Source organism: Streptomyces sp. NPDC047981 (assembly GCF_040653315.1).
Taxonomy (GTDB): Bacteria; Actinomycetota; Actinomycetes; order Streptomycetales; family Streptomycetaceae; genus Streptomyces.
On record NZ_JBEZNQ010000011.1, the window covers coordinates 40993 to 65604 of the forward strand.

Below are 24612 nucleotides of genomic sequence, written 5' to 3' on the forward strand. Positions count from 1 at the left end.
CCCATGACGGAGACGACGGTCGGAATCGGCGGGGCGGCGGAGAGCACCGACATGGTGCTGAACATCGGGCCGCAGCACCCCTCGACCCATGGCGTGCTCCGGCTGCGGCTGGTTCTCGACGGTGAGGTGATCCAGCGGGCCGAGCCGGTCATCGGCTACATGCACCGGGGCGCCGAGAAGCTCTTCGAGGCGCGTGACTACCGGCAGATCGTCATGCTCGCCAACCGCCACGACTGGCTCTCCGCCTTCTCCAACGAGCTCGGTGTCGTCATGGCCGTCGAGCGCATGCTCGGCATGGAGGTCCCCGAGCGCGCCGTCTGGACGCGGACGCTGCTCGCCGAGCTGAACCGGGTGCTCAACCACCTGATGTTCCTCGGCTCGTACCCCCTCGAACTGGGCGGTATCACCCCCGTCTTCTACGCGTTCCGGGAGCGCGAGGAGCTCCAGGCCGTGATGGAGGAGGTCTCCGGCGGCCGGATGCACTACATGTTCAACCGGGTCGGCGGGCTCAAGGAGGACCTGCCCGCGGGATGGCTCGACCGGGCGCGCGCGGCCGTGGCCGACGTGCGGTCGCGGATGGACGTGTACGACAAGCTGGTCCTCGGCAACGAGATCTTCCGGGGCCGTACCCGTGGTGTCGGCGTCCTGACCGCGAAGGCGGTGCACGCGTACGGCGTCTCAGGGCCCATCGCCCGCGCCTCCGGCGTCGACTTCGACCTGCGGCGCGACGAGCCGTACCTCGCCTACGGCGAGCTTCAGGACACGCTCCAGGTGGTCACCCGCGAGGAGGGCGACTGCCTCGCCCGCTTCGAGTGCCTCCTGGAGCAGACCCACAACTCCCTGGACCTCGCGGACGCCTGTCTGGACCGGATGGCCGAGCTGCCGCAGGGGCCGATCAACCAGCGGCTGCCCAAGGTGCTCAAGGCCCCGGAGGGGCACACGTACGCCTGGACCGAGAACCCGCTCGGCATCAACGGCTACTACCTGGTCTCCAAGGGCGAGAAGACGCCATATCGGCTGAAGCTGCGCTCGGCCTCGTTCAACAACATCCAGGCGCTGACCGAGCTGCTGCCGGGGACGCTCGTCGCCGACATGGTCGCGATCCTGGGCTCGCTCTTCTTCGTCGTCGGGGACATCGACAAGTAGCAGGCGAGTAGCGGGTGGTTCGGACCCCTGGTCGGACCGGCGGTGGTCGGACCGGCGGTGGTCGGGCCGGCGGTGGTCGGACCGGCGGACGGTCAGGCGGCCTCGGCGCGCATGACCACGAAGTCCCTGCCGTCCTTCTCCGGGCGCTGCCGGTCCACCACGGTCCAGCCCCAGCGTGCGTAGCGCTCGCGCAGTTCCGGCACGTCGAGCGTCATCAGCAGGCGGGGCGTGGGCGCCCCCGCGAGGAGGGCGTCGTGCAGCGCGCGGCCCAGGCCGCGGCCCTGGTGGGCGGGGGCGACGACGAGTTCGGCGAGTTCGAAGGCCTCCTCCGCGCCGCCCGAGAGCGCGGTGTCGAGCCAGCCGGCGGCGAAGCCGGTCACCGCTCCCTCGGCGTCGAACGCGGCGACGCAGCGGAAACCGGGCTGCCGCGCCCGCGCCCTGCCGAGCAGCCGCTCGACGGTGTGCAGCGCCCCGCGCGGGGGCTCGTGCCAGGGCGGTCCGCAGAAGGCCTGTGCGCACAGGGCGATCCACTCGTCCCGGCGCGCGGCCAGGTCCTCGGCGGCGAGCGCGCCGACCGTCAAGAGCCGACCACTCCGCGCAGCTCCGCCACGTCGAGCTGCTCGGTCTCGTCGTGCGCGGTCAGGTCGATGACCTTGCCGATCGCCCGCTGTTCGGGGGTCCGGCGCACGACGGTCGCGAGGACCTCCTCGCCGACCACGTCGGCCAGGTCGGCGTCCTGCACGGCCTCGATGGCCGCCGCCGCCTTCTCGGCACCCTGGGCGTTCTGCGCGGCCTGCGCGGCCTGCGTGCCGAAGAAGTCGAAGCCGCCCTCGGGGCGGGCCACACGGCGCGGGGCATAGGGGACGATCGCGGACGCGGCCGGGACGGCCCGTACCGCGGGCACGGCGGCGGGAACGGTGGCGGGGACGGCCGCGAGGGCGGGTACCGCGGCGGACGACGGTCGAGCGTGCTGCTCGCTCCCGGCGGCCGCCGCGTGCTTCCCCTGCGGCTCCTCCGACTCCCGGGCGCGCTCGGCGAGATCGCGGCTGCGGGCGGCCTCGGCCGTACGGCGGGCCTCCTGGGCGGCGGCGTTGCGCGTGAGGTTGCGCAGGGCGTCGGCGGCCTTGCGGTAGGCGTCCGGGGTCGGCGCGGATCCGGCGGCCGGCAGCTCCTTGGCGGAGGTGGTCGACTCCAGGGCGAGCTGCCTGCGGCCTTCGAGGGCGCTGGCCCGCTCGGTCTCGGCGGTCGCGTACCGGCGCAGCAGGGCGGCGTGTTCGCCGCGGAGCCCGGCGAGTTCGACCCGCTTGGCGCGCAGCTTGGCGTCGAGCTTGGCCCGCAGCTCGCGCGACTCATCCAGGTCGGCCTCGAGCTCGGCTATGCGCTCCTCGGTCCTCCACTGGTCCGCCGTACGGGCCCGGGTCAGCTCCGCGACCTGGCGGCCGGCGCTCCGGTCCCAACTGCGCATGATGACGCCACCGGTGATCGCCGACGCCGCCGCTGCTGCCACGAGCAGCCGCAGCACCACGGGATCGGCGAGCAGCCAGGCGCCCGCGGCACAGACGACCGACGCTCCGGCGACCGCGGAGGGCGGCAGCAGCTTGTGCAGGGGCGGTGAATGGCGGTGGCGTCCACGTGGCATGGCCTGAAATTTACCGTGCGTAGGCGATGTATGGGGTGTCGGCCCGGCAATCTCTTGGCCACTTCTCGTCGTCGTGGCCGAGCCCCGGCGCGGACCGGGCCGACTCCCCTCACCTGGGCCTTACTTCTTGACCAGGCCCTTCGACTCCAGATAGGTCTTCGCCACGTCCTCGGGCTTCGCGCGCTCGGCGTCGACCTTGCGGTTCAGTTCGGCGAGATCGGCCGTGGTGAGGACCTTTGTGATCTTGTCGAGAGCGGCCGCGATCTCGGGCGATCCGGCGTCCTTCGCATTGACCACCGGCAGCACATTGTCGGCGTTCTGGAGCTTCTTGTCGTCGTCGAGGAAGACAAGGCCGAAGGAGTCGATCGTGGCGTCCGTCGTGGTGGTCAGGACAAGCTGGTCCACGCCGTCCTTGACGGCCTGCTTGGCCTGCGGGGTGCCGACTCCCTTGGGGTCGATCCCGGTCACGTCGATGCCGTAGGTCTTCTTCAGACCGGGCGCGCAGAACGGCCGTATCTCGCATTCGTCGCCGGCCGCGATCTTCACCTTCAGCTTGGACGCGCCGAGGTCGGAAAGCGTCTTCAGCTTGTTCTTCTCGGCGAATTCCTTCGAGACCGCGAAGGCGTTCTGGTCGACGGCCTCGCCGACCGCGAGGACCTTCAGACCGCGCGGCTCCGCGAGCTTCTTCAGCGCCTCCACCGTGGCGGTCGCGTCACCCGACGCGACCGGCTTCTCCTCGGGCGCCTTCGGGCCGTTCACCTTCGCATTGAGGAATTCCGCGATCGTCGCCGCGTATTCCGGTACGACGTCGATCTCGCCCTTCTCCAGCGAGGGTTCGTACAGCTCACGGTTCTTGACCGTGGTGACGGTCGCCTCGTATCCGGCGTCCTTCAGCACCTGCGCGTAGAGCTCCGCGAGCACCTTGGACTCGGTGAACGCGGCGGCGCCCACCACGAGGGAGCCCTTGGCCGAGCCGGACGCGCCGCCGCCCGCCTTCCCCTGCTCCAGGCTGTCGCCGCCGCACGCGGCGAGCGAGACGGTCAGCGCTGCCGTACCCAGTACCGCACCCGCGATGCGCGAGGTCCTGCTCACGAGATCACTCCTAGTCGTCGTTCGTTGCGTGTCACAAGCAGTTCTGTTCCAAAACCGAGCCGGCCGAGCGAGCCGGGCAGCCGGGCGGGACGGGGGTCAGGCGCGCCGGCCGAGGAGGCGGTCCGCTCCCACCAGGGCGACCTCCACGACGAGGGCGAGCAGCGCCACGAGCAGGGCTCCGGCTACCACCTGCGGGGTGTTGTAGGTGTTGAAACCGGCGGTGATGATCCGGCCCAGGCCCCCCTGGCCGACCATCGCCGCGATCGTCGCGGTGGCGACGACCTGGACGGCGGCCGAGCGCAACCCTGTCATGACCAGCGGCCTGGCGAGGGGCAGTTCGACCTTGCGGAAGACCTGGCCGCCCGACATGCCCATCCCCCGCGCGGCCTCCACCACCGCCCGGTCCACCTCCCGCATGCCCACGTACGCGTTGGTGAGCAGCGGCGGTATCGCGAAGAGCACCAGCGCGATGACCGTGGGCACGTATCCCGCGTTGCGCAGCGGCGACACCATGAAGAGGGCGAGGACCGCGAAGACGGGGATCGCCCGCCCGACGTTGGAGACGTTCACGGCGAGCGCGCCGCCCTTGCCGACGTGCCCGAGCCAGAGCCCCAGCGGCAGCGCGATCGCGCAGGCCAGCAGCAGCGCGACCCCGCTCACGTACGCGTGCTCGGCCAGGCGGTGCCACACCCCGCCCTCGCCCGCCCAGTTGGCGCCGGTCGTCAGCCAGCTCCAGGCGTCCGCCACGATCCCCATCGCTCACTCGCCCCCCGGCGCCGTGCGTATCCGGGTCCACGGGGTGAGCAGCCGCTGCACGCCCAGGAGCAGCAGGTCCGCGGCCACCGCGAGCAGCACGCACAGCACCGAGGCCGCGAGCACCTGCGCCTTGAAGAACGTCGGCAGCGCGTCCTCGATGAGGTTGCCCAGGCCGCCGCGCCCGACGATCGAGCCGACCGTCGTGAGCGCGATCGTGGAGACCGTCGCCATGCGTATTCCGGCCATCAACGCGGGCAGCGCGAGCGGCAGTTCGACCTCCCAGAGCAGCCGCCCCGAGCCGTACCCCATGCCGCGCGCGGCCTCCCGCGCCTCGGCCGGCACCGCGTCGAGACCCGCCACCATGTTCCGCACCAGAATCGTCAGGGAGTACAGCACGAGTCCCGTGACCACCAGGGCGGCCGAAAGACCGAAGAACGGCAGCAGCAGCGAGAACATCGCCAGCGAAGGAACCGTGTACAGCAACGTCGTCAGGCCGAGCACAGGCCCGGCGAACCGCGGCCTGGCCCGGACGAGGAGCGCCAGCGGGAAGGCGACGGCGATGCCGATGAGGACGGACACGGCCGTGATGCCCACGTGCTGGAGCAGCGCGTCGGTCAATTCCTGGCTGCGCGTGCGCAGATACTCCCCGCAGATCCAGTCGTTCGTCACCAGACAATTCGCCGCGCTCATGTACCCTCCCCCCGGTCGCTCGCCGTTGCCGAACGTATGTCTGACCGACCCTATCCCCCGGCACCGACAATCTCCGAGGACCGCCACATTCCGGCAACACGCCCTTCACACGCACCCGTCATCCAGGCGTCAGAATGGGGAACATGATCCGGTTCGAGCATGTGACCAAGCGGTACGCGGACGGCACGACGGCCGTCGACGACCTCTCTTTCGAGGTCGCCGAGGGTGAACTGGTGACGCTCGTCGGCCCGTCCGGCTGCGGCAAGACCACCACCATGAAGATGGTGAACCGGCTCATCGAACCGACCGAGGGCCGGATCCTCCTCGCCGGCGAGGACATATCCGCGATCGACCCCGTCCAACTGCGCCGCCGCATCGGCTACGTCATCCAGCAGGTCGGCCTCTTCCCGCACCGCACGGTCCTCGACAACACCGCGACCGTCCCGCACCTCCTCGGCGCCCCGCGCGCCCGGGCCCGTGCCCGCGCCGCCGAACTCCTCGACCTGGTCGGCCTCGACCCGAGGACGTACGGCGACCGCTACCCCGAGCAGCTCTCCGGCGGGCAGCGCCAGCGCGTCGGCGTGGCCCGCGCGCTCGCCGCCGACCCGCCCGTGCTCCTGATGGACGAGCCGTTCGGAGCGGTCGACCCGGTGGTCCGCGAGCGCCTCCAGAACGAGTTCCTCCGCCTGCAGTCGCAGGTCCGCAAGACGGTCCTGCTCGTCACCCACGACCTGGAGGAGGCCGTCCGCCTGGGCGACCGCATCGCCGTATACGGCCAGGGCACCATCGAGCAGTTCGACACCCCGGCCCGGGTACTCGGCGCCCCCGCCACCCCCTACGTCGCCGACTTCGTCGGCGCGGACCGGGGCCTCAAGCGGCTCTCGGTCACCGCCGTGGACTCCGCCGCCCTGGAGGAGGTCCCGGTCCTGCGCGCGGGCGAGGCCCCCGCCGCCGACGCCCCCTGGTCCGTCGTCCTCGACGCCGACGGCCGGATCGAGGGCTGGGTCGCCGCGGACGAACCCGGCCGCACCCGCCCCGCCCCGGAGCCCGTGCCGCTCGGGGCCTCCCTCCGGGAGGCCCTGGCCGCGCTGCTGCAGCACGACACCGGCTGGCTGCCCGTCACCGACCCCGCCGAGGGCGGCCGGTACGCCGGCGTGCTCACCCCGGCCGCCGTCCACCGCGCCCTGCGCGCGGCGTCCCCGGAACCGGCACAGGCACCGGCAGAGGACCGCGCCACCGACGGCGAGGCGCCCGCCAAGACGCTCACTCCGCGCTGAGGCGCCCGCTCATCCACACCAGGCCCGGCGGGATCTCCCGGTTCCAGGTGTTGAAGTTGTGGCCGCCGCTGTCCAGCGTGATCGAGGAGACCCGCGCCGGGGCCTTGACCTTCTTGATGAAGTCCAGGGTCCCGCGCAGGTTCCCCTCGCCCTGCTTCGAGGTCGTCACCAGGAACGACGACTTCCCCTGCGGCAGGTGGTCCAGGCTCCACAGCAGGTTCGCCCGCTTGCGCGCCTTGTCGTCGCGGTGGAAGAGATCGCCCGTCGTCACGTCCTCGGCCGCCTGGTAGTACGCCGAGAACCCGGCGCCCGCAGCGAACCGGTCCGGGTGGTGCAGCGCGATCTTCAGGGCGCAGTAGCCGCCCGTGGAGTTCCCCATGAACCCCCAGTTCCGTGCCTCGGTGCCCACCCGGTACGACTCCGAGACCGCCTTCGGCAGGTCCTGGGCGAAGAAGGTCTCCGTCTGCGGGCCGCCCGGGATGTCCACGCACTCGGTGTCCCTCGGCGGCGCGACCGTCGGCCGCAGCATCACCAGGATCATCGGCCGCATCTTCTTCTCCTTGGCCTGGAGGAAGGCGGTCTTCGGGTACTTCAGCCCCTTGAGCAGGTTCTCCGCCGTGCCCGGGTAGCCCGTCAGCACCACCGAGGCCGGGAACGTCTTCTTCTCGTACCCCTTCTGGAAGTACTCCGGCGGCAGGTAGACGTACGCCGGCGAGCTGATCCCGGACTTCTCGCCCGCGACGACGACCTTCTGTATCTGCCCGCCGACCGAGGGCTTGGAGCCGCCCGGCACGTCGAGCGCCTGTGTGCCGACGACCTTCAGGTCCTTGGAGCCGGCCGAGTGGTCGACGACCACCCCCATGTCCTGCTCCTGGCCGAAGAGGTCCGCCCACGACCCGTAGAAGAGGAACGAGTTGTTCGCGGCCAGGCCCACCGAGGCGAACAGCGCGAGCTGGGTCGCCAGGAGCAGCCCGATCCTGCCGAGAACGGCCCGGACACCACCCCGGGCGAGGCGCGGCCACAGCCAGACCGTGGCCACGAAGAACACCACCGCCAGCGCGACCGCGAGGGCCAGGACCTTGTTGCTGGTGAGACCCATGAGACGCCCGAGCCCTCTTCCTGAGAAATACCTGCGAGTAGGAATGAACCCGCTCCCCCGCGAAGCCGTCCTAGAAGGCGCAAAACCTCCGGACCGGCCCCGCCCCTGACCACCGCGCGGCCGCCGGAGATTCGAATTCATTCGCGGAGCCACGGGAAGCACGGGAAGCGATGTCTGTCACGGTAGATGGGGACAAGTCAGGATTGGTTCCGATTCGGGTGCGCCGGATTCTGCGCGGACCACGCCCCGAGAAGGTGCCCTCCCTCGTCGGCACGGCCTGCACCTTCATCGGCCTGATCGACATCGCGGCGGGCGTCTTCCCCCGCTTCCGCGCCAGCCGGATGCACGCCATCGCCGAGGTCCTGCCCGGCACGCTCGGACCGCTCTCCGCGGCCCTCTCCCTCAGCGTCGGCGTCCTCCTGCTGCTCCTCGCCCACGGCCTCAAGCGCCACAAGCGCCGCGCCTGGCGGGCCGCCGTCGTCCTGCTGCCGCTCGGCGCCGTCGCCCAGTTCGTCTGGCGCCACTCGGTGCTCGGCGCCCTGCTCTCCCTCGCGCTGCTCGCCCTGCTGGTACGCCACCGGAGCCAGTTCGCCGCCCTCCCCGACCCCCGCAGCCGCTGGAAGGCGCTCGCCAACTTCGTCCTCATGGGCGCCGGCTCGATCGTCCTCGGCCTCGTCATCGTCAGCGCCCACCCGCGCCGCGTCGTCGGCGACCCCAGCCTCACCGACCGCCTCGAACACGTCCTGTACGGACTCTTCGGCTTCGAAGGCCCCGTCGGCTACACCCGCGGCGTCGACTGGACCGTCGGCTACTCCCTCGGCGCGCTCGGCATGCTCACCGCCCTCACCACCATCTACCTCGCCTTCCGCCCCGAGCACCCCGCCGCCCGGCTCACCGAGGACGACGAGACCCGCCTGCGCGCCCTGCTCGCCAAGCACGGCGGCCGCGACTCCCTCGGCCACTTCGCGCTCCGCCGCGACAAGGGCGTCGTCTTCTCCCCCAGCGGCAAGGCCGCCGTCTGCTACCGCGTCGTCTCCGGCGTCATGCTCGCCAGCGGCGACCCCATCGGCGACGTCGAGGCCTGGCCCGGTGCCATCGAACGCTTCATGGACGAGGCCAAGGCCCACTCCTGGACCCCCGCCGTCATGGGCTGCTCCGAGACCGGCGGCGAGGTCTGGACCCGCGAGACCGGCCTCGACGCCCTCGAACTCGGCGACGAGGCGGTGGTGGACGTCGCGGATTTCTCCCTCTCCGGGCGCGCCATGCGTAACGTGCGCCAGATGGTGAAGCGGATCGAACGGGGCGGCTACACCACCAAGGTGCGGCGCGTCCGCGACCTCAGCGACGGCGAACTCGCCCGCGTCCGCCGCGCCGCCGCCGACTGGCGCGGCACCGACACCGAACGCGGCTTCTCCATGGCCCTCGGCCGCATCGGCGACCCCGGCGACGGCGACGCCGTCATAGCCACCGCCCACAAGACCGACGAGGACGGCACCACCTCCCCGTACGGCGACCTGAAGGCGATCATCCACTTCGTCCCCTGGGGCACCGACGGCATGTCCCTGGAACTCATGCGCCGCGACCGCTCCGCCGACCCCGGCATGAACGAGCTCCTCATCGTCGCCGCCCTCCAGGAATCCCCGCGCCTCGGCATCGAACGCGTCTCCCTCAACTTCGCCATGTTCCGCGCCGCCCTCGCCCGCGGCGAGAAGATCGGCGCAGGACCCGTCCTGCGGCTCTGGCGCGGACTCCTCGTCTTCCTCTCCCGCTGGTTCCAGATCGAGTCCCTGTACAAGTTCAACGCCAAGTTCCGGCCCCGCTGGGAACCCCGCTTCGTCGTCTACCGCAAGAGCCGCGACCTGCCCCGCATCGGCTTCGCCGCCATGCAGGCCGAAGGCTTCGTCAACCTCGAACTGCCCCGCCCCTTCGCCCGCCGCAGGGCCGCCGCCGAACCCCGCGTCTGCGCCCACATCGTCGCCCCGCAGACCGACCGCGAGGTCCGCGCCGCATGAGCCGCGCGGCCCGCACTGAGGCCCACACGGCGTGAGGTTCCGGCCGCCGGCCCGAGGCCCACAGGGCCCGACCGGCGGCACGGGCCCTACGCTGGGCGTATGAGTACGTCGATCGGCCGGGGCACGGCCCTGGGCCTGCCGGAGTGGGACCGCTGCGCGGTCATGGGCGTCGTCAACGTGACCCCCGACTCCTTCTCGGACGGCGGCCGCTGGTTCGACACCACCGCCGCCGTCAAACACGGCCTCGACCTGGCCGCCGAGGGCGCCGACCTCGTCGACGTCGGCGGCGAGTCCACCCGCCCCGGCGCCAGCCGGGTCGACGAGGACGAGGAACTGCGCCGGGTCGTGCCCGTCGTCCGAGGCCTCGCCGCCGAAGGCGTCACCGTCTCCGTCGACACCATGCGCGCCTCCGTCGCCCGCGCCGCCGTCGAAGCGGGCGCCGCGCTCGTCAACGACGTCAGCGGCGGCCTCGCCGACCCTGCCATGGTCCCCGCCGTCGCCGCCGCCGAGGTCCCCTTCGTCGTCATGCACTGGCGCGGCTTCAGCCAGGACATGAACAGCCTCGCCGTCTACGACGACGTCGTCACCGACGTCGTCACCGAACTGCGCCGGCGCATGGAGGCCGTCGTCGACGGCGGCATCGCCCCCGAGCGGATCGTGATCGACCCCGGCCTCGGCTTCGCCAAGCTCGCCCCGCACGACCTGGCCCTCGTCGCCCACCTCCCCGAACTGCGCGCCCTCGGCAGGCCCCTGCTCGTCGCCGCCTCGCGCAAGCGGTTCCTCGGACACGTCCTCACCGCCCACAAGGGCGCCGCCCCACCACCCGCCCGCGAACGGGACGCCGCCACCGCCGCCGTCTCCGCCATCGCCGCCCACGAGGGCGCCTGGGCCGTCCGCGTCCACGAAGTCAGGGCCACCGCCGACGCCGTCCGCGTCGCCAGGGCCGTCGAGGGAGCCAGGTGACCCACCAGACCGACACCGCCGCGGTCGAGGCCGCGAACACCGCCTTCTACGAGGCGATGGAGACCGGCGACTTCGAGACGGTCTCCGCGCTCTGGCTCGACGACGGCGCCACCCCCATCTCCTGCGTCCACCCCGGCTGGCCCGTGCTCTCCGGACGCGGCGAGGTCCTCCGCTCGTACGCCCTGATCATGGCGAACACCGAGTACATCCAGTTCTTCCTCACCGACATCAAGATCTCCCTCGGCGGCGACGTGGCCGTCGTCACCTGCACCGAGAACATCCTCAGCGGCGGACCAGCCGAGGACGGCGCCGAGCTCGGCCCCCTCGTCGGCCAGCTCGTGGTCGCCACCAATGTGTTCCGCCGCACATTCGAGGGCTGGAAGATCTGGTCCCACCACGGCTCCCCCGTCCTCACCGAATCCGACGACGAAGAGGACGACGAGCCCGGCGCCTGACGGGATCCGGGGGCCGAACGGGTGAGCCGGGGGATTGGAATCCGAGGCTCTGGGTAGGGGCCGCACCCAGTCCCCTGTGGCCGCCGCCCGAACCCCCATGGGCAAGCGCTGTCGGTGCTCGCAGGTAGATTCGATGCTGGACACCCGGCCGTCCGCACCCGGCTGCGTGGCCACGGAACTACGACAGCAGGAGTGATTCGCGTGGATCGTGTCGCGCTGCGCGGCCTCAAGGCCCGAGGACACCACGGCGTCTTCCCCAAGGAACGCGAGGAAGGCCAGACCTTCATCGTCGACCTCGTCCTCGGCCTGGACACCCGCCCCGCGGCCGCCGACGACGACCTCACGAAGACCGTCCACTACGGCGTCGTCGCCGAGGAGGTCGTCGACGTCGTCCAGGGCGAGCCCGTGGACCTCATCGAGACCCTCGCCGAGCGGATCGCCCAGCAGTGCCTCAAGCACCCCGGCGTCCAGGAGGTCGAGGTCGTCGTCCACAAGCCGGACGCACCGATCACCGTCCCCTTCGACGACGTGACCATCACCATCACCCGGAGCCGAGTATGAAAGCCACGCACAGCGACCCGACCGTGCAGCCCGTACCGGCCTCCGTCGTCGAGGCCGTCGACGCCGCCGACGTGACCCTGTCCAACCCGAAGTGGGCCGTCATCGCCCTCGGCGCCAACCTCGGCAACCGCCTGGAGACCCTCCAGGGCGCCGTCGACGCCCTGGAGGACACCCCGGGCCTCCGGGTCAAGGCCGTCTCCCCGGTGTACGAGACGGAGCCCTGGGGCGTCGAGCCCGGCTCCCAGCCCTCGTACCTGAACGCGGTCGCCCTCGTGAAGACGACCCTGCCGCCCAGCTCCCTCCTGGAGCGCGCGCACGCCGTCGAGGAGGCCTTCCACCGCGTCCGCGAGGAGCGCTGGGGCGCCCGCACGATCGACGTCGACATCGTGGCGTACGCCGACGTGGTCTCCGACGACCCCGTCCTCACCCTGCCCCACCCCCGCGCCCACGAGCGCGCCTTCGTCCTCGCCCCCTGGCACGACGTGGACCCCCAGGCCCAGCTGCCCGGCCTCGGCGCGATCGCCGACCTCCTCACGGCGCTCGGCCACGAAGGAGTCGTGCCGCGCGCCGACCTGGAACTCCGCCTGCCCGAGTAGTCGTTAGGCTCGGGGAAGACCGCCCGCGAGACGACGACACGAAGGACACCCGGTGAAGCAACTGCGGCTCAAGGTTCTGGCCGGACTCTTCATCGCGGCCGGAGTACTGTCCTGGGGCGCGGCGCGCCTCTGGGACGCGGTCGGCACCCTGCCGAGCGTGCCGCTCGCGGCCCCGATCGTCCTCGCGTCGATCGCGGCCGTCCTCACGGCCACGGCCCTGTCCATCCGCGCCCGCCTGAAGGCCCAACGCGAGCGCCGCCCCGGCGCGAAGGGCGTCGAGCCCCTGATGGCGGCCCGCGCGGTGGTCTTCGGCCAGGCGAGCGCCCTCGTCGCCGCCCTGGTCGCCGGCATGTACGGCGGCACGGGCGTCTTCCTCCTGGGCTCCCTGGACATCCCGTCCCGCCGCGACCAGGCCATCTACGCCGGCTTCTCGGTCCTGGCGGGCTTCGCGGTCATCGCCGCGGCCCTCTTCCTGGAGCGCGTCTGCAAGCTCCCGGAAGACGACAACAACTCGAACGGCAAGGGCGCGGCCCCGGTGTCGTAAGGCTCAGCGGCAGAGCTCGTCGAGATCGTCGGAGAAACTCGGAAACTCTCCCTGCGCCTGCGTGATGATCTCCCGGCCACCCCGCCGCGGCGTCGTCGCATGCCTTTCGGCGAGCGCCTCCAGCTCCACGTCCGGCCGCGCCTCGCGGTGCTCGTGCAGGGCGGCCTCCATCGGCCCGAACCCGTCGGCGAGCACCCACAGGAAGTCGGACAGATTCCCGGCGACCACACCGCGCTCGCCCTCCGACCCCATGAACACCACGGGCTGCTCGTCGAGCGGCCGCCCCTCCCGCACCCACCAGATCGCGGCGAGGCCCCCGGTCCCGTCCTGCCCGAAGACCCGGTAGGCGCCGCCGTCGAGCGCGTGGTTGCCGGTCCAGTGCCGCAGCCAGTCGGTGGTCTCCTCGGCGGAGTCGAAGGCGTCGTACGGCTCGAAGTCGACGCCCTCCCCCTCGTCCCCGTACGCGAACTCGACCCGGGCCACCTCGGCCAGGGCGGGCGGGAAACGGCGGTCGTCCACGGTCGTCTCGATCATGCCTGGAGGCTAACCGGGACCACTGACAACGGCGCTAGCGCGCCATGATCAGGCTCATCGCCTCGTTGCGGGTCGCGGGGTCGCGGAGCTGACCGCGGACGGCCGAGGTGATGGTCTTCGCGCCCGGCTTGCGGATGCCGCGCATCGACATGCACATGTGCTCGCACTCGAAGACGACGATGACGCCGCGCGGCTCCAGGATCTCCATGAGCGAGTCGGCGACCTGTGTGGTCAGCCGCTCCTGGACCTGCGGGCGGCGGGCGTAGACGTCGACGAGACGGGCCAGCTTGGACAGGCCGGTGATCTTGCCGGAGGTCGAGGGGATGTAGCCGACGTGCGCCACGCCCCTGAACGGGACGAGGTGGTGCTCACATGTCGAGTACACCTCAATGTCCTTCACGAGCACCATCTCGTCGTGCCCGAGGTCGAACGTCGTGGTCAGCACGTCCTCCGGCTGCTGCCGCAGGCCCGCGAATATCTCCTTGTACGCCCGCGCCACCCGCCCAGGCGTCTCCCGCAGGCCCTCGCGGTCCGGGTCCTCGCCGACCGCGATGAGGAGCTCTCGTACGGCGTTCTCGGCGCGCTTCTCGTCGAACTCGCCGATCGTGCCCTCGCCGTCCAGTGTCACCGGGTCGGTCATCTGTGCCTCGTTCCGTCATGAACTCATGGCGCGAAATGTGCCGCGCCCCCACAGGCTAAAACCTGTGGGGGCGCGGCTTCCATTCCGGGTGGGCGGAGGTCAGGCCTCCGGGGCCTCCTCGGGGGCGACCTCGATCGCCTTGGTGGTGTCCACCGGTGCGCTGCCGTTCGCGCCGTTCGTCAGGGCCAGCTCCTTGGGGGAGAGGACCGGCGGGCGGGTCGACGGCGTGCGGCGGGACGAGCCCGTCCAGGCCGGGCGAGCCGGGCGCTTGACGATCGGGGCGAAGATCTCGGCGATCTCCTCCTTGCCCAGCGTCTCCTTCTCCAGGAGCTGCAGGACCAGGTTGTCGAGGACGTCACGGTTCTCGACGAGGATCTCCCACGCCTCGTTGTGCGCGGTCTCGATGAGCTTCTTGACCTCTTCGTCGACCAGCGCGGCGACCTCTTCCGAGTAGTCGCGCTGGTGCGCCATCTCACGGCCCAGGAACGGCTCGGTGTTGTCTCCACCGAACTTGATCGCGCCGAGCCGCTCGGTCATGCCGTACTGGGTGACCATCGCGCGAGCGGTGGCCGTGGCCTTCTCGATGTCGTTCGCCGCGCCCGTGGTCGGGTCGTGGAAGACGAGCTCCTCCGCCGCGCGGCCGCCCAGCATGTACGCCAGCTGGTCGAGCATCTCGTTGCGGGTGGTCGAGTACTTGTCCTCGTCCGGGAGCACCATCGTGTAGCCCAGGGCGCGGCCGCGGGACAGGATCGTGATCTTGTGGACCGGGTCGGAGTTCGGCGAGGCCGCCGCGACCAGGGCGTGACCGCCCTCGTGGTACGCGGTGATCTTCTTCTCCTTGTCCGACATGATCCGGGTCCGCTTCTGCGGGCCCGCGACCACGCGGTCGATCGCCTCGTCCAGGGAGTGGTTGTCGATCAGCTTCTTGTCCGAGCGGGCGGTCAGGAGCGCCGCCTCGTTCAGGACGTTGGAGAGATCGGCGCCCGTGAAGCCCGGGGTGCGGCGGGCGACCGCGCCCAGGTCGACGTCCGGGGCGACCGGCTTGCCCTTCTGGTGGACCTTGAGGATCTCCAGACGGCCCTGCATGTCCGGGCGGTCGACCGCGATCTGGCGGTCGAAGCGGCCGGGGCGCAGGAGGGCCGGGTCGAGGATGTCGGGGCGGTTCGTGGCGGCGATCAGGATGACGCCGCCCTTCACGTCGAAGCCGTCCATCTCGACGAGCAGCTGGTTGAGGGTCTGCTCGCGCTCGTCGTGGCCGCCGCCGAGGCCGGCGCCGCGGTGGCGTCCGACGGCGTCGATCTCGTCGACGAAGACGATCGCCGGGGCGTTCGCCTTGGCCTGCTCGAAGAGGTCGCGGACACGGGAGGCACCGACACCGACGAACATCTCGACGAAGTCGGAGCCGGAGATCGAGTAGAACGGCACGCCGGCCTCGCCCGCGACGGCGCGCGCGAGGAGGGTCTTGCCGGTTCCGGGCGGGCCGTAGAGGAGCACGCCCTTGGGGATCTTGGCGCCGACCGCCTGGAACTTCGCCGGCTCCTGGAGGAACTCCTTGATCTCGTGGAGTTCCTCGACGGCCTCGTCCGAGCCGGCCACGTCGGCGAACGTGGTCTTCGGGGTGTCCTTGGTGATGAGCTTGGCCTTGGACTTCCCGAAGTTCATGACTCGGGAGCCGCCGCCCTGCATCTGGTTCATCAGGAACAGGAAGACGACCACGATGAGAACGAAGGGCAGCAGCGAGAGCAGCACCGACAGGAAGGGGCTCTGCCGCTCCGGGGAGACGGTGTAGCCCTTGTCGAGGTCGCCGGCGGCGGACTGCTCCTGGAGCGTGGTGGTCAGGTTGGCGCCCTGGTCACCGATGTAGCTCGCCTGGATCTTGGTGCTGCCGCCGTACTTGTTCTTGTCGGCGTCCTTCTTGAGTTCGACCTTGATGACCTGCTCGTCGCCGGTCGTCAGCTTGACCTGGTCGGCCTGCTTGTCATTGATCGCCTGGACGACCTTGCTGGTGTCCACCGTCTTGTAGCCCTCGGACGAGCCGACGACCTGCATCAGCACGACCACGGCGAGGACGGCCAGCACGATCCACATGACCGGCCCACGGAAGTATCGCTTCACGTCCATCCATACGGAGCGAGTAGTACGCCCCGTCCCTCCTGCCCGTAGGTAAATGCTGCTGTGAGAGCTGCTCGAGAGCTGCTATGAAAAAAGCTGTTCTTCGGAAGGTACCTCAGCCAGGTGACCCGTGACCGCCTTCCCTTGCTCCAACGGCGGGAAGGCGGGACGGGTTCCCGTGCGTCAGCCTCCGTAGACGTGCGGCGCGAGTGTGCCGACGAAGGGGAGGTTGCGGTACTTCTCGGCGTAGTCGAGGCCGTATCCGACGACGAACTCGTTGGGGATGTCGAAGCCGATCCACTTCACGTCGATCGCGACCTTCGCGGCGTCGGGCTTGCGCAGCAGGGTGCAGACCTCCAGGGAGGCCGGCTCGCGCGAGCCGAGGTTCGACAGCAGCCAGGACAGGGTCAGGCCGGAGTCGATGATGTCCTCGACGATCAGGACGTGCTTGCCCTTGATGTCGGTGTCGAGGTCCTTGAGGATGCGGACGACGCCCGAGGACTGGGTGCCGGCGCCGTAGGAGGAGACGGCCATCCAGTCCATGGTGACGGGGGTGGACAGCGCGCGCGCCAGGTCCGCCATCACCATCACGGCGCCCTTGAGGACGCCGACGATGAGCAGGTCCTTGCCCGCGTACTCCGCGTCGATCTTCGCGGCCAGCTCGGCCAGCTTCGCGTCGATCTCTTCCTTGGTGATGAGTACCGACTGGAGGTCGGTGCCCATGTCCTTCTCGTTCACCCGGGTCACTTTCGTTGCAGCTTGCGTCAGCCTTGCCGAATGACCAGTCTGCCACCCTGGCGCCGCGCCTCGACGCGGCCGGGCAGATTGATGGCGCCTTGTCCCCGCCAGCCGGTGATCAGCCGGTCGACCTCCTCGATGTGCCGGGCGAAGAGGGAGCCCGCGGGGGCGCCTTCGGCGATCATGGCGCGGCGCAGGATGCGGCGGCGGACGGCGGGCGGGAGTCCGAAGAGTTTGGCGCATTCGAGTCGGCCGGCCTCGTCGCGGACGGCGGCTTCGGCGTCCGCGGCCCAGGAGTCGAGGGCGTCGGCGTCGTCGCGGGAGAGCTGGGCCGTACGGGCGAGGGCTTCGACGACGCCCTTGCCGAGGGCCTTCTCCAGGGCGGGGAGGCCTTCGTGGCGGAGCCGGGAGCGGGTGTAGGCGGGGTCGCTGTTGTGGGGGTCGTCCCAGACGGCGAGTTCCTGGGCGACGCAGGCCTTGCGGACGGTCTGCCGGTCGAGCTCCAGGAAGGGGCGGCGGTAGCGGCCGGCGGCGCCGGAGACGGCGGCCATGCCGGACAGCGAGCGGATGCCGGAGCCGCGGGCGAGGCCGAGGAGGACGGTTTCGGCCTGGTCGTCGCGGGTGTGGCCGAGCAGGACGGCGGTGGCGCCGTGGCGCTCGGCGGCCTCGTCGAGGGCGGCGTAGCGGGCGTCGCGGGCGGCGGCTTCGGGGCCGCCTTCCCGGCCGACGGTGACGGCGACGGTCTCGACGGGGTCGAGGCCGAGCGCGGCCATGCGTCCGGCGACCTCGGCGGCGCGCTGGGCGGAGCCGTCCTGGAGGCCGTGGTCGACGGTGATGCCGCCGGCGCGGACGGCGAGTTTGCGGGCCTCGAAGGCGAGCGCGGAGGCGAGCGCCATGGAGTCGGCACCTCCGGAGCATGCGACGAGGACCAGCGGAGCGGGTCGGTCCGGGGAGGGGCCGAGGGGGTGGTGCCCCGCCGTCGCGTCGGGGGCGGTCTGGTGCTCGGTGAGGACGTCGTGGAGTACGCGGCGGACCGCCAGGCGTATCGCCGCGACCGCAGGATGGGGACCCATGTCCGGTGCCCTTCGTGAATGAGTGGGGTGCCTCGGTCGGAGTCTTAACGGTCGGAAGAGGGGGTTCGGTCACTCAGAGTGCGTCGATGGTGACAGAACATGGCCGTTACCCGAGCATTGCACGCCCCACCCTCCGTCTACGGTCCCTCGGATGGGTGATTGGCGGTGTGTTCTTCCGTCGTACGTCGCACCCGTCTCAGGAGTCTGCCTTACGGTGCACCCTCGCCACCCAGTCGGCCGGTTTGGCGATCTCGGCCTTGGTGGGGAGCGTGTTGGGGGAGGTCCAGACGCGGTTGAAGCCGTCCATGCCGACCTCGTCGACGACGGCGCGGACGAAGCGTTCGCCGTCGCGGTACTGGCGCAGTTTGGCGTCGAGGCCGAGGAGCTTGCGCAGCGCGAGGTCGAGGCGGGAGGCGCCGCGGGCGCGGCGCCGCTGGAACTTCTCGCGGATCTCGGCGACGGAGGGGACGACCTGGGGGCCGACGCCGTCCATGACGTAGTCGGCGTGGCCTTCGAGCAGGGACATGACGGCGGTGAGGCGGCCGAGGATCTCGCGCTGCTCGGGGGTCTGGACGATCTCGACGAGGGAGGGGGTCGGCTCGCCCTGTTCGCCTTCGGGGCGGCCGCCGGCGAGGGCCTGGGCGGCTTCGCGGAGGCGTTCGACGACGGTGGAGGGGTCGACCTCGGTGGCGCCGAGGAAGGACTGGATCTCGCCCTGCAGGTGGTCGCGGAGCCAGGGCACGGCGGTGAACTGGGTGCGGTGGGTCTCTTCGTGGAGGCAGACCCAGAGGCGGAAGTCGTGCGGGTCGACGGCGAGCTCGCGTTCGACGTGGACGATGTTGGGGGCGACGAGGAGGAGGCGGCCGCCGCCGTTGTCGCCCGCGGGCAGGTCGCGGGTGGCGGGGGCGAAGGTCTCGTACTGGCCGAGGATCCGGGAGGCGAGGAACGACAGGAGCATGCCGAGCTCCACGCCGGTGACCTTGCCGCCGACGGCGCCGATCATGGAGCCGCCGGGTGTGGTGGAGCGGCGTTCCTGCATCTTGTCGAGGAGCGGGGAGAGCAGTTCGCGGAAGCCGGCGACGTTGGCCTTGATCCAGCCGGCGCGGTCGACGACGAGGACGGGGGTGTCCCGTGGCTCGTGGCCGTCGGGGATCATCCGGGTGAACGCCCGCACGTGTTCTTCGGAGGCCTTGGCGTGCCGGCGGAGTTCCGCGACGACCTCGCGGGCCTCGTCGCGGCTCACCTCGGGGCCCGCCTTCACCAGTCGGGTCGCGGTCGCGACCGCGAGATTCCAGTCGACCATCTCGGCTCCACCGATGCTCGTCATGCGTCAACCGTACGTTCTCCGGGCCCGATCAGGGCAGGTTCGGGACGGTTCCTGACGGGGGCGCCAGCGCGGCGGAGAGCCGGTCGAGGGCGGGCTGGGCCTGGTACGGGGAGGGGGTGCGGCCGGCGAGGAACGCGAAGGCGAGGAGGCGGCCGTCGGCGGTGACGACGGTGCCGGCGAGCGTGTTGACGCCGGTGAGGGTGCCGGTCTTGGCGCGGACGAGGCCGGCTCCGCCGAGGGCGGGGCCGGTGTCGAAGCGGTCTTCGAGGGTGCCGCTGAAGCCGCCGACGGGCAGGCCGGTGAGGACGGGGCGCAGGGCGGGGCGGGCGGGGTCGGCCGCTCGGGTGAGGAGGCCGGTGAGCAGGGCGGCGGAGAGCCGGTCGTCGCGGGAGAGGCCGCTGCCGTCGGCGAAGCGGGCGCCCGCGGTGGGCAGGCCGAGGGCGGCGAGTTCGGCCTGGACGGCCTTGCCGGCGCCGGTGAAGCTCGCGGGCTGCTTGCGGGCGAGGGCGGTCTGGCGGGCGAGGGCCTCGGCGAGGTCGTTGTCGCTGTCGGTGAGGGTGCGCTCGACGAGGGCGGAGAGCGGGGCGGACTCGGTTCGGGCCAGGGGGGCGCTCGTGGTGCCCGCGGCGGGCTTGGGGGCGCGGCCGGGGGTGGGGGCGCCCTGGACCTTCGTACCGGCCTCGGTGAGGAGTTCGGCGAAGGCGGTGGCGGCGTCCGCGGCGGGGTCGTCGCTGCGGACGGCGCGGCCGTGGTCGATGCCGTCGGGGCGGCCCGCGTTGATCATCAGCGCGGTGACGGGGGCGAGGTTCTCGTTGCGGCCGATGGGGTGCCGGGCGGGGCCCTGGTAGAGGCTCGTGTCGTAGGTGAGGCGTACGGCGGTGACGCCCCGGGCCTTCAGGGCGCGGGCGGTGTCGGCGGCGAGGGTCTTCAGGCGGGCCCGGTCGAGGGTGGGGTCGCCTCCGCCGACGAGGGTGAGCGTGCGGCCGTCCGGGCCGGCGACGACGGTGGTCGGGATGCGGTGGTCGGGGCCGAGGGCGGAGAGGGCGGCGACCGAGGTGGCGATCTTGATGGTGGAGGCCGGGGTCATGGCCGTGCCGGCGCCCTCGCCGTACAGCTGCTCGCCGGTGGTGGCGTCGACGACGGAGGCGGTGCGCAGCGGGCCGAGGCCGGGGTCGGCGAGGAGCGGGGCGAGGACGGCGGCGAGGTCACCCGGCTGGGTGCTGCCGGCGGCGTCGAGGGGGCGGAGCACTCCGGGGGCGCTGGGGGCCGGGGCGGGGGCGGGGCGGCGCGGGGCGGCGGGGGGCGCGTGATGTGCGCCACCTGTCGGGGTCGCGGCGGCCGCCCGGGCGCGCTCGGCCTTACGCTGACCGTTGTCCCACGGTCCGGCGGCGGTCACCGCTCCGGCGGCCAGGGCCAGACCTAGTACGGCAGAGCACGCAGTGAGCTGCCAGGTCCTCGGCTCCGGCATTGCTGACCAGCCCCTTTCGCGATCACACACAGGCGTGAGGGACACTTAATCACTGCGCGTTGCCGCAAGCATTCACATGTGTTGATTCAGGAGGAGCCACCCGTGGAGTTCGACGTCACCATCGAGATCCCGAAGGGGTCGCGGAACAAGTACGAGGTCGACCACGAGACGGGTCGCATCCGCCTGGACCGTCGCCTCTTCACCTCGACCAGCTACCCGGCCGACTACGGCTTCGTCGAGAACACCCTCGGCGAGGACGGCGACCCGCTGGACGCGCTCGTCATCCTGGACGAGCCGACGTTCCCCGGCTGCCTGATCAAGTGCCGCGCCATCGGCATGTTCCGCATGACGGACGAGGCCGGCGGCGACGACAAGCTGCTGTGCGTGCCCGCCTCGGACCCGCGCGTCGAGCACCTGCGCGACATCCACCACGTGTCGGAGTTCGACCGCCTGGAGATCCAGCACTTCTTCGAGGTCTACAAGGACCTGGAGCCGGGCAAGTCGGTCGAGGGCGCCAACTGGGTCGGCCGCGCCGAGGCCGAGGCCGAGATCGAGGCCTCGTACAAGCGCCTGGAGGCGCAGGGCGGCGCCCACTGAGTGGGTCCCTGCTGAAGCTGTGACGGGCGGTGCACCTCGTGCGGGTGCGCCGCCCGTCTCGCGTGCTGCCGTAGGCCCGTGCCCATACTGCTGTCGTATGCCGGTGCCCATCCTGGGCAGGCGGCGCGCATGGGAGTGAGGGCGAAGAGAGTGGTCGTGGAGGCGGACGGCCCGGAGGACCGGAAGCCGCAGTCGGACGAGGCGCGCAGCGCTTTCGTCCCGCCCGCCGGGGTGGAACCACCGGTGGTCGTGGAGGAGGAGCACCCGACCTCCGAGTTCGCCGTTCCCGAGGGGCTGACGGCGGAGCCGCCCGAGGAGCCCGAGGGTTCCGCGTTCGCGCCGCCGTCGACGTACTCGGCGAGGCAGGCTCCGGCGGCCTTCACCCCGGCGCACGGGATGCCGCTGGTGCGGCTGCCGGCGGACGCGCCGTGGCAGGACCGGATGCGGACGATGCTGCGGCTGCCGGTGGGTGACCGGCCGATGCCGGAGACCGCGCCCAAGGAGGACGGGGCGGGGCCCGCGGTGGGCCGTGTGCTCGACCTGACCCTGCGTATCGGCGAGCTGCTGCTGGCGGGCGGGGAGGGCGCGGAGGACGTCGAGGCGGCGATGTTCGCGATCTGCCGCAGCTACGGCCTGGACCGGTGCGAGCCGACGGTGACGTTCACGCTGCTGTCGATCACGCACCAGCCGTCGCTGATGGACGACCCGATCACGGCGAACCGGACGGTCCGGCGGCGGGGCACGGACTACACCCGGCTGGCCGCGGTCTACCAGCTGCTCGCCGACATCAACGCGCCGGACCACGACGTCACGCCGGAGGAGGCCTACCGGCGGCTCGCGGAGATCCGGCGCAACCGGCACCCGTATCCGGGCTGGGTGCTGACGCTGGCGGCGGGTGTCCTCGCGGGGGCGGCCTCGGTGCTGCTCGGCGGTGACTTCACGGTCTTCTGCGTGGCCGCGCTCGGCGCGGTGCTCGGCGACCGGCTGGCGTGGCTGTGCGCGGGGCGCGGGCTGCCGGAGTTCTACCAGTTCCTGGTGGCGGCGATGCCGCCGGCCGCGATGGGGGTGCTGCTGACGCTGCTGCACGCCGATCTGCGGCCCTCGGCGGTCATCACGGGTGGCCTGTTCGCCCTGATCCCCGGTCGTGCCCTGGTGGCGGCCGTGCAGGACGGTCTGACCGGCTTCTACATCACGGCCTCGGCCCGGCTCCTGGAGGTCGGGTACTTCTTCGTGGCGATCGTGGTGGGTGTGCTGTCGGTGCTGTACGTGGCCGTGCAGTTCGACGCGCAGCTGAACCCGGAGGGGGCGCTCAGTCCGGTCGAGCGTCCGGTGGTGCAGATCCTGGCGTCGATGGTGCTGTGCGCGACGTTCGCCATCCTGTTGCAGCAGTCGCGGGCGACGGTGCTGTTCGCGACGTTGAACGGCGGGGTGGCGTGGGTGGTCTACGCGGCGATCGCGGTGACGGCGGGCGGCTCGGCGGTGATGGCGACGGCGGTGGCGGCGGGCCTGGTGGGTCTCTTCGGCCAGCTGATCGCCCGGTACCACCACACGTCGTCGCTGCCGTACGTGACGGCGGCGATCGGGCCGCTGCTGCCGGGTTCGGCGACGTACTTCGGGGTGCTGTCGATCGCCCAGAACAACCTGGACCAGGGCTTCGCCAACCTGGCGAAGGCGGCGGCCCTGGCGCTGGCGATCGCGATCGGCGTGAACCTGGGAAGCGAGCTGGCCCGCCTCTTCATGCAGGCCCCGCGCGCGGCAGCGGCGCGGCGTGCGGCGAAGCGGACCAGGGGCTTCTGACGGGAACGGCCTCCGACGGGGCGGCCTCGGCGGGACGGCTTCGGTGGGGCGGCCTCGCACGGGAGGGCCTCGGACGAGGCGGCTCCTGGTAGGGCCGGTTCTGGCAGGACGGCCTCCGACGGGACGCGCAGGACCCCGGGGCCGGGACGGGCCTCGGGGTCCTGGACGTGCTCCGGGAGCCCGGACGGGCTCCGCGGGGGCGGGTCAGCGCTTGGCGTGGCGGCCGCGGCCCGGGTTCGGGGTGCCGGGGGCGTCGTGGCCGTGCTCGTCGTCCTGGGCGGCCTTGGCCTTCTTCGACTGCGAGCGGGCGCGGAGGTACTCGATCACGATCGGGACCACGGAGATCGCGACGATCAGGATGAGGATCGCCTCGATGTGCTCGTGCACGAAGTCGATCTTGCCGAGGGAGGCGCCGAGGATGGTGACGCCGGCGCCCCAGAGCACGCCGCCGATGATGTTGAACGTGATGAACGAGCGGTAGTTCATCCGGCTGACGCCGGCGATGATCGGCGTGAACGTCCGCACGATCGGCACGAAGCGGGCCAGGATCAGCGACTTCGGGCCGTGCTTCTCGAAGAACTCGTGCGCCTTCTCCACGTTCTCCTGCTTGAAGAGCTTGGAGTCGGGACGCTTGAAGAGGGCGGGGCCGACCTTGCGGCCGAAGAGATAGCCGACCTGGTCGCCGATGATCGCGGCGGCCACGATGAGCGTGCAGACGAGCCACAGCGGCTGGTCCAGCTTCCCCGTGGTGACCAGCAGGCCGGTGGTGAAGAGCAGCGAGTCGCCGGGCAGGAAGAACCCGATGAGCAGGCCGGACTCGGCGAAGACGATGACGAGGACACCGATCAGGCCGAAGGTCTGGATCAGATAGTCCGGGTCCAGCCAGCTCGGTCCGAGGGCAAGCGTATTCACGGGGTTCCGGGCTCCTGCGGTCGGTGGGGGAGAGGGGGACGGCTGCCCCAAGGTACCAACGCATTCTTACGGGCCCGGGTTCCACGGGCCCCCGGTGGGCGTTCCCGGGATGCGACGGCGGGCGGGCCGTCCGAGGCTGGTGGCCAGGAGGTGGATGCGGATGGGCATCGAGGAGTACGGCGGCGGCCAGGGGCCGCACCCGGACGTGCTGGTCGTCACCACGAACGACGTACCCGGCTACGAGGTCCGGCAGGTCATCGGCGAGGTCTTCGGACTGACCGTGCGCTCACGTCATCTGGGCAGCCAGATCGGCGCGGGGCTGAAGTCGATGATCGGCGGAGAGCTGAAGGGTCTGACGAAGACCCTGGTGGAGACCCGCAACCAGGCGATGGAGCGTCTTGTGGAGCAGGCGAAGGCGCGCGGTGCCAACGCCGTGCTGATGTTCCGCTTCGACGTGACGGAGGCGGCCGACGTGGGGACGGAGGTCTGCGCCTACGGGACGGCGGCGGTGATCGCCCCACGTGCGTGAGGCGTGATGCCGGAGGACGACACCCGCGACTCCGAGGGGCGACACCCTCAACTCT

25 protein-coding genes are annotated in these 24612 nt (G+C 71.5%); 11 read left to right on the plus strand and 14 right to left on the minus strand.

Translation table 11 applies throughout. The features are described 5' to 3' along the window. Nucleotides 1-3: 3 nt before the first annotated feature. Nucleotides 4-1146, plus strand: a complete 1143-nt coding sequence (locus AB0E14_RS09400) for an NADH-quinone oxidoreductase subunit D (protein ID WP_362414223.1) — start codon at nt 4-6, stop codon at nt 1144-1146. A 92-nt stretch (nt 1147-1238) separates the two neighbouring features. Here the strand turns inward: AB0E14_RS09400 and AB0E14_RS09405 are convergent, their stop codons facing one another. The 5 genes from AB0E14_RS09405 to AB0E14_RS09425 form a co-directional block, all read right to left on the minus strand. Next, nucleotides 1239-1727 (minus strand): GNAT family N-acetyltransferase, encoded by a 489-nt coding sequence (locus tag AB0E14_RS09405; protein ID WP_362414225.1) that lies wholly within the window; start codon nt 1725-1727, stop codon nt 1239-1241. Further along, entirely contained in the window at nt 1724-2785 is a 1062-nt protein-coding gene (locus tag AB0E14_RS09410; RefSeq protein WP_362414227.1) for a hypothetical protein, read from the minus strand. Before AB0E14_RS09410 ends, AB0E14_RS09405 begins: the two co-directional genes overlap by 4 nt. Before the next feature lie 120 nt (nt 2786-2905). Further along, on the minus strand, nt 2906-3877 hold the full coding sequence (locus AB0E14_RS09415) for an ABC transporter substrate-binding protein (protein ID WP_362414229.1): 972 nt from the start codon (nt 3875-3877) through the stop codon (nt 2906-2908). A 96-nt stretch (nt 3878-3973) separates the two neighbouring features. Beyond that, complete coding sequence (locus AB0E14_RS09420) at nt 3974-4633, minus strand: ABC transporter permease (RefSeq protein ID WP_362414231.1); 660 nt, start codon at nt 4631-4633, stop codon at nt 3974-3976. A gap of 3 nt (nt 4634-4636) precedes the next feature. Next, nucleotides 4637-5323 (minus strand): ABC transporter permease, encoded by a 687-nt coding sequence (locus AB0E14_RS09425; protein WP_362414233.1) that lies wholly within the window; start codon nt 5321-5323, stop codon nt 4637-4639. 143 nt (nt 5324-5466) lie between these two features. On the opposite strand from AB0E14_RS09425, the gene AB0E14_RS09430 reads away from it, so the two are divergent. Next, entirely contained in the window at nt 5467-6600 is a 1134-nt protein-coding gene (locus AB0E14_RS09430) for an ATP-binding cassette domain-containing protein (RefSeq protein WP_362414235.1), read from the plus strand. Here AB0E14_RS09430 and AB0E14_RS09435 read toward each other — a convergent pair. Continuing rightward, a complete protein-coding gene (locus tag AB0E14_RS09435; RefSeq protein WP_362414237.1) occupies nt 6587-7699 on the minus strand; it encodes an alpha/beta hydrolase-fold protein in 1113 nt (370 codons plus the stop codon). The genes AB0E14_RS09430 and AB0E14_RS09435 overlap by 14 nt on opposite strands. A 170-nt stretch (nt 7700-7869) precedes the next feature. On the opposite strand from AB0E14_RS09435, the gene AB0E14_RS09440 reads away from it, so the two are divergent. The 6 genes from AB0E14_RS09440 (at nt 7870) to AB0E14_RS09465 (ending at nt 12830) form a co-directional block, all read left to right on the plus strand. Continuing rightward, the gene (locus tag AB0E14_RS09440; RefSeq protein WP_362414239.1) at nt 7870-9711 is read left to right on the plus strand and encodes a phosphatidylglycerol lysyltransferase domain-containing protein; all 1842 of its coding nucleotides are present in this window, start codon (nt 7870-7872) and stop codon (nt 9709-9711) included. A gap of 99 nt (nt 9712-9810) precedes the next feature. Continuing rightward, complete coding sequence (gene folP / locus AB0E14_RS09445) at nt 9811-10674, plus strand: dihydropteroate synthase (protein ID WP_362414242.1); 864 nt, start codon at nt 9811-9813, stop codon at nt 10672-10674. Further along, nucleotides 10671-11129: a nuclear transport factor 2 family protein gene (locus AB0E14_RS09450; protein ID WP_362414244.1), complete on the plus strand. Its 459-nt coding sequence runs from the start codon at nt 10671-10673 to the stop codon at nt 11127-11129. The genes folP and AB0E14_RS09450 overlap by 4 nt, the downstream gene beginning before the upstream one ends. A 201-nt stretch (nt 11130-11330) precedes the next feature. Beyond that, nucleotides 11331-11690: a dihydroneopterin aldolase gene (folB, locus tag AB0E14_RS09455; protein ID WP_361676937.1), complete on the plus strand. Its 360-nt coding sequence runs from the start codon at nt 11331-11333 to the stop codon at nt 11688-11690. Next, nucleotides 11687-12286, plus strand: a complete 600-nt coding sequence (gene folK / locus AB0E14_RS09460) for a 2-amino-4-hydroxy-6-hydroxymethyldihydropteridine diphosphokinase (RefSeq protein WP_362414247.1) — start codon at nt 11687-11689, stop codon at nt 12284-12286. Before folB ends, folK begins: the two co-directional genes overlap by 4 nt. Before the next feature lie 52 nt (nt 12287-12338). Then, a complete protein-coding gene (locus tag AB0E14_RS09465; RefSeq protein WP_362414249.1) occupies nt 12339-12830 on the plus strand; it encodes a DUF3180 domain-containing protein in 492 nt (163 codons plus the stop codon). A 3-nt stretch (nt 12831-12833) separates the two neighbouring features. Here the strand turns inward: AB0E14_RS09465 and AB0E14_RS09470 are convergent, their stop codons facing one another. The 7 genes from AB0E14_RS09470 to dacB all read right to left on the minus strand — a co-directional run bounded on the left by AB0E14_RS09470 (nt 12834) and on the right by dacB (nt 20722). Continuing rightward, nucleotides 12834-13364, minus strand: a complete 531-nt coding sequence (locus AB0E14_RS09470; RefSeq protein ID WP_362414251.1) for an SMI1/KNR4 family protein — start codon at nt 13362-13364, stop codon at nt 12834-12836. Between the two features lie 34 nt (nt 13365-13398). Beyond that, a complete protein-coding gene (gene folE / locus AB0E14_RS09475) occupies nt 13399-14004 on the minus strand; it encodes a GTP cyclohydrolase I FolE (RefSeq protein ID WP_362414253.1) in 606 nt (201 codons plus the stop codon). Between the two features lie 99 nt (nt 14005-14103). Beyond that, complete coding sequence (gene ftsH / locus AB0E14_RS09480) at nt 14104-16125, minus strand: ATP-dependent zinc metalloprotease FtsH (RefSeq protein WP_362414255.1); 2022 nt, start codon at nt 16123-16125, stop codon at nt 14104-14106. 174 nt (nt 16126-16299) lie between these two features. Further along, complete coding sequence (hpt, locus tag AB0E14_RS09485; protein ID WP_067161225.1) at nt 16300-16839, minus strand: hypoxanthine phosphoribosyltransferase; 540 nt, start codon at nt 16837-16839, stop codon at nt 16300-16302. A 41-nt stretch (nt 16840-16880) separates the two neighbouring features. Further along, a complete protein-coding gene (tilS, locus tag AB0E14_RS09490) occupies nt 16881-17927 on the minus strand; it encodes a tRNA lysidine(34) synthetase TilS (protein WP_362414257.1) in 1047 nt (348 codons plus the stop codon). Nucleotides 17928-18123: 196 nt separating this feature from the next. After that, nucleotides 18124-19254 carry a zinc-dependent metalloprotease gene (locus AB0E14_RS09495; RefSeq protein WP_362414260.1) on the minus strand — a complete coding sequence of 377 codons (1131 nt, stop codon included), beginning with the start codon at nt 19252-19254 and terminating at the stop codon, nt 18124-18126. Nucleotides 19255-19282: 28 nt separating this feature from the next. Then, a complete protein-coding gene (dacB, locus tag AB0E14_RS09500; RefSeq protein ID WP_362414262.1) occupies nt 19283-20722 on the minus strand; it encodes a D-alanyl-D-alanine carboxypeptidase/D-alanyl-D-alanine-endopeptidase in 1440 nt (479 codons plus the stop codon). A 102-nt stretch (nt 20723-20824) separates the two neighbouring features. On the opposite strand from dacB, the gene AB0E14_RS09505 reads away from it, so the two are divergent. Continuing rightward, nucleotides 20825-21319: an inorganic diphosphatase gene (locus tag AB0E14_RS09505; RefSeq protein ID WP_019888410.1), complete on the plus strand. Its 495-nt coding sequence runs from the start codon at nt 20825-20827 to the stop codon at nt 21317-21319. A gap of 150 nt (nt 21320-21469) precedes the next feature. Continuing rightward, nucleotides 21470-23116 (plus strand): threonine/serine exporter family protein, encoded by a 1647-nt coding sequence (locus tag AB0E14_RS09510; protein WP_362414410.1) that lies wholly within the window; start codon nt 21470-21472, stop codon nt 23114-23116. Nucleotides 23117-23320: 204 nt separating this feature from the next. Here AB0E14_RS09510 and AB0E14_RS09515 read toward each other — a convergent pair whose 3' ends face one another. Beyond that, a complete protein-coding gene (locus AB0E14_RS09515) occupies nt 23321-24028 on the minus strand; it encodes a VTT domain-containing protein (protein WP_362414265.1) in 708 nt (235 codons plus the stop codon). 160 nt (nt 24029-24188) lie between these two features. On the opposite strand from AB0E14_RS09515, the gene AB0E14_RS09520 reads away from it, so the two are divergent. After that, the gene (locus tag AB0E14_RS09520) at nt 24189-24557 is read left to right on the plus strand and encodes a YbjQ family protein (protein ID WP_362414267.1); all 369 of its coding nucleotides are present in this window, start codon (nt 24189-24191) and stop codon (nt 24555-24557) included. Nucleotides 24558-24612 lie beyond the last annotated feature (55 nt).

Bases quoted from the DNA above. Each gene is read 5' to 3' on its own strand.
- AB0E14_RS09400 (WP_362414223.1), top strand. From the start codon at position 4: ATGACGGAGACGACGGTCGGAATCGGCGGGGCGGCGGAGAGCACCGAC.
- AB0E14_RS09410 (WP_362414227.1), bottom strand. From the start codon at position 2,785: ATGCCACGTGGACGCCACCGCCATTCACCGCCCCTGCACAAGCTGCTG.
- AB0E14_RS09420 (WP_362414231.1), bottom strand. From the start codon at position 4,633: ATGGGGATCGTGGCGGACGCCTGGAGCTGGCTGACGACCGGCGCCAAC.
- AB0E14_RS09425 (WP_362414233.1), bottom strand. From the start codon at position 5,323: ATGAGCGCGGCGAATTGTCTGGTGACGAACGACTGGATCTGCGGGGAG.
- AB0E14_RS09430 (WP_362414235.1), top strand. From the start codon at position 5,467: ATGATCCGGTTCGAGCATGTGACCAAGCGGTACGCGGACGGCACGACG.
- AB0E14_RS09435 (WP_362414237.1), bottom strand. From the start codon at position 7,699: ATGGGTCTCACCAGCAACAAGGTCCTGGCCCTCGCGGTCGCGCTGGCG.
- AB0E14_RS09440 (WP_362414239.1), top strand. From the start codon at position 7,870: ATGTCTGTCACGGTAGATGGGGACAAGTCAGGATTGGTTCCGATTCGG.
- folP (WP_362414242.1), top strand. From the start codon at position 9,811: ATGAGTACGTCGATCGGCCGGGGCACGGCCCTGGGCCTGCCGGAGTGG.
- folK (WP_362414247.1), top strand. From the start codon at position 11,687: ATGAAAGCCACGCACAGCGACCCGACCGTGCAGCCCGTACCGGCCTCC.
- AB0E14_RS09470 (WP_362414251.1), bottom strand. From the start codon at position 13,364: ATGATCGAGACGACCGTGGACGACCGCCGTTTCCCGCCCGCCCTGGCC.
- folE (WP_362414253.1), bottom strand. From the start codon at position 14,004: ATGACCGACCCGGTGACACTGGACGGCGAGGGCACGATCGGCGAGTTC.
- ftsH (WP_362414255.1), bottom strand. From the start codon at position 16,125: ATGGACGTGAAGCGATACTTCCGTGGGCCGGTCATGTGGATCGTGCTG.
- hpt (WP_067161225.1), bottom strand. From the start codon at position 16,839: ATGGGCACCGACCTCCAGTCGGTACTCATCACCAAGGAAGAGATCGAC.
- tilS (WP_362414257.1), bottom strand. From the start codon at position 17,927: ATGGGTCCCCATCCTGCGGTCGCGGCGATACGCCTGGCGGTCCGCCGC.
- AB0E14_RS09495 (WP_362414260.1), bottom strand. From the start codon at position 19,254: ATGACGAGCATCGGTGGAGCCGAGATGGTCGACTGGAATCTCGCGGTC.
- dacB (WP_362414262.1), bottom strand. From the start codon at position 20,722: ATGCCGGAGCCGAGGACCTGGCAGCTCACTGCGTGCTCTGCCGTACTA.
- AB0E14_RS09520 (WP_362414267.1), top strand. From the start codon at position 24,189: ATGGGCATCGAGGAGTACGGCGGCGGCCAGGGGCCGCACCCGGACGTG.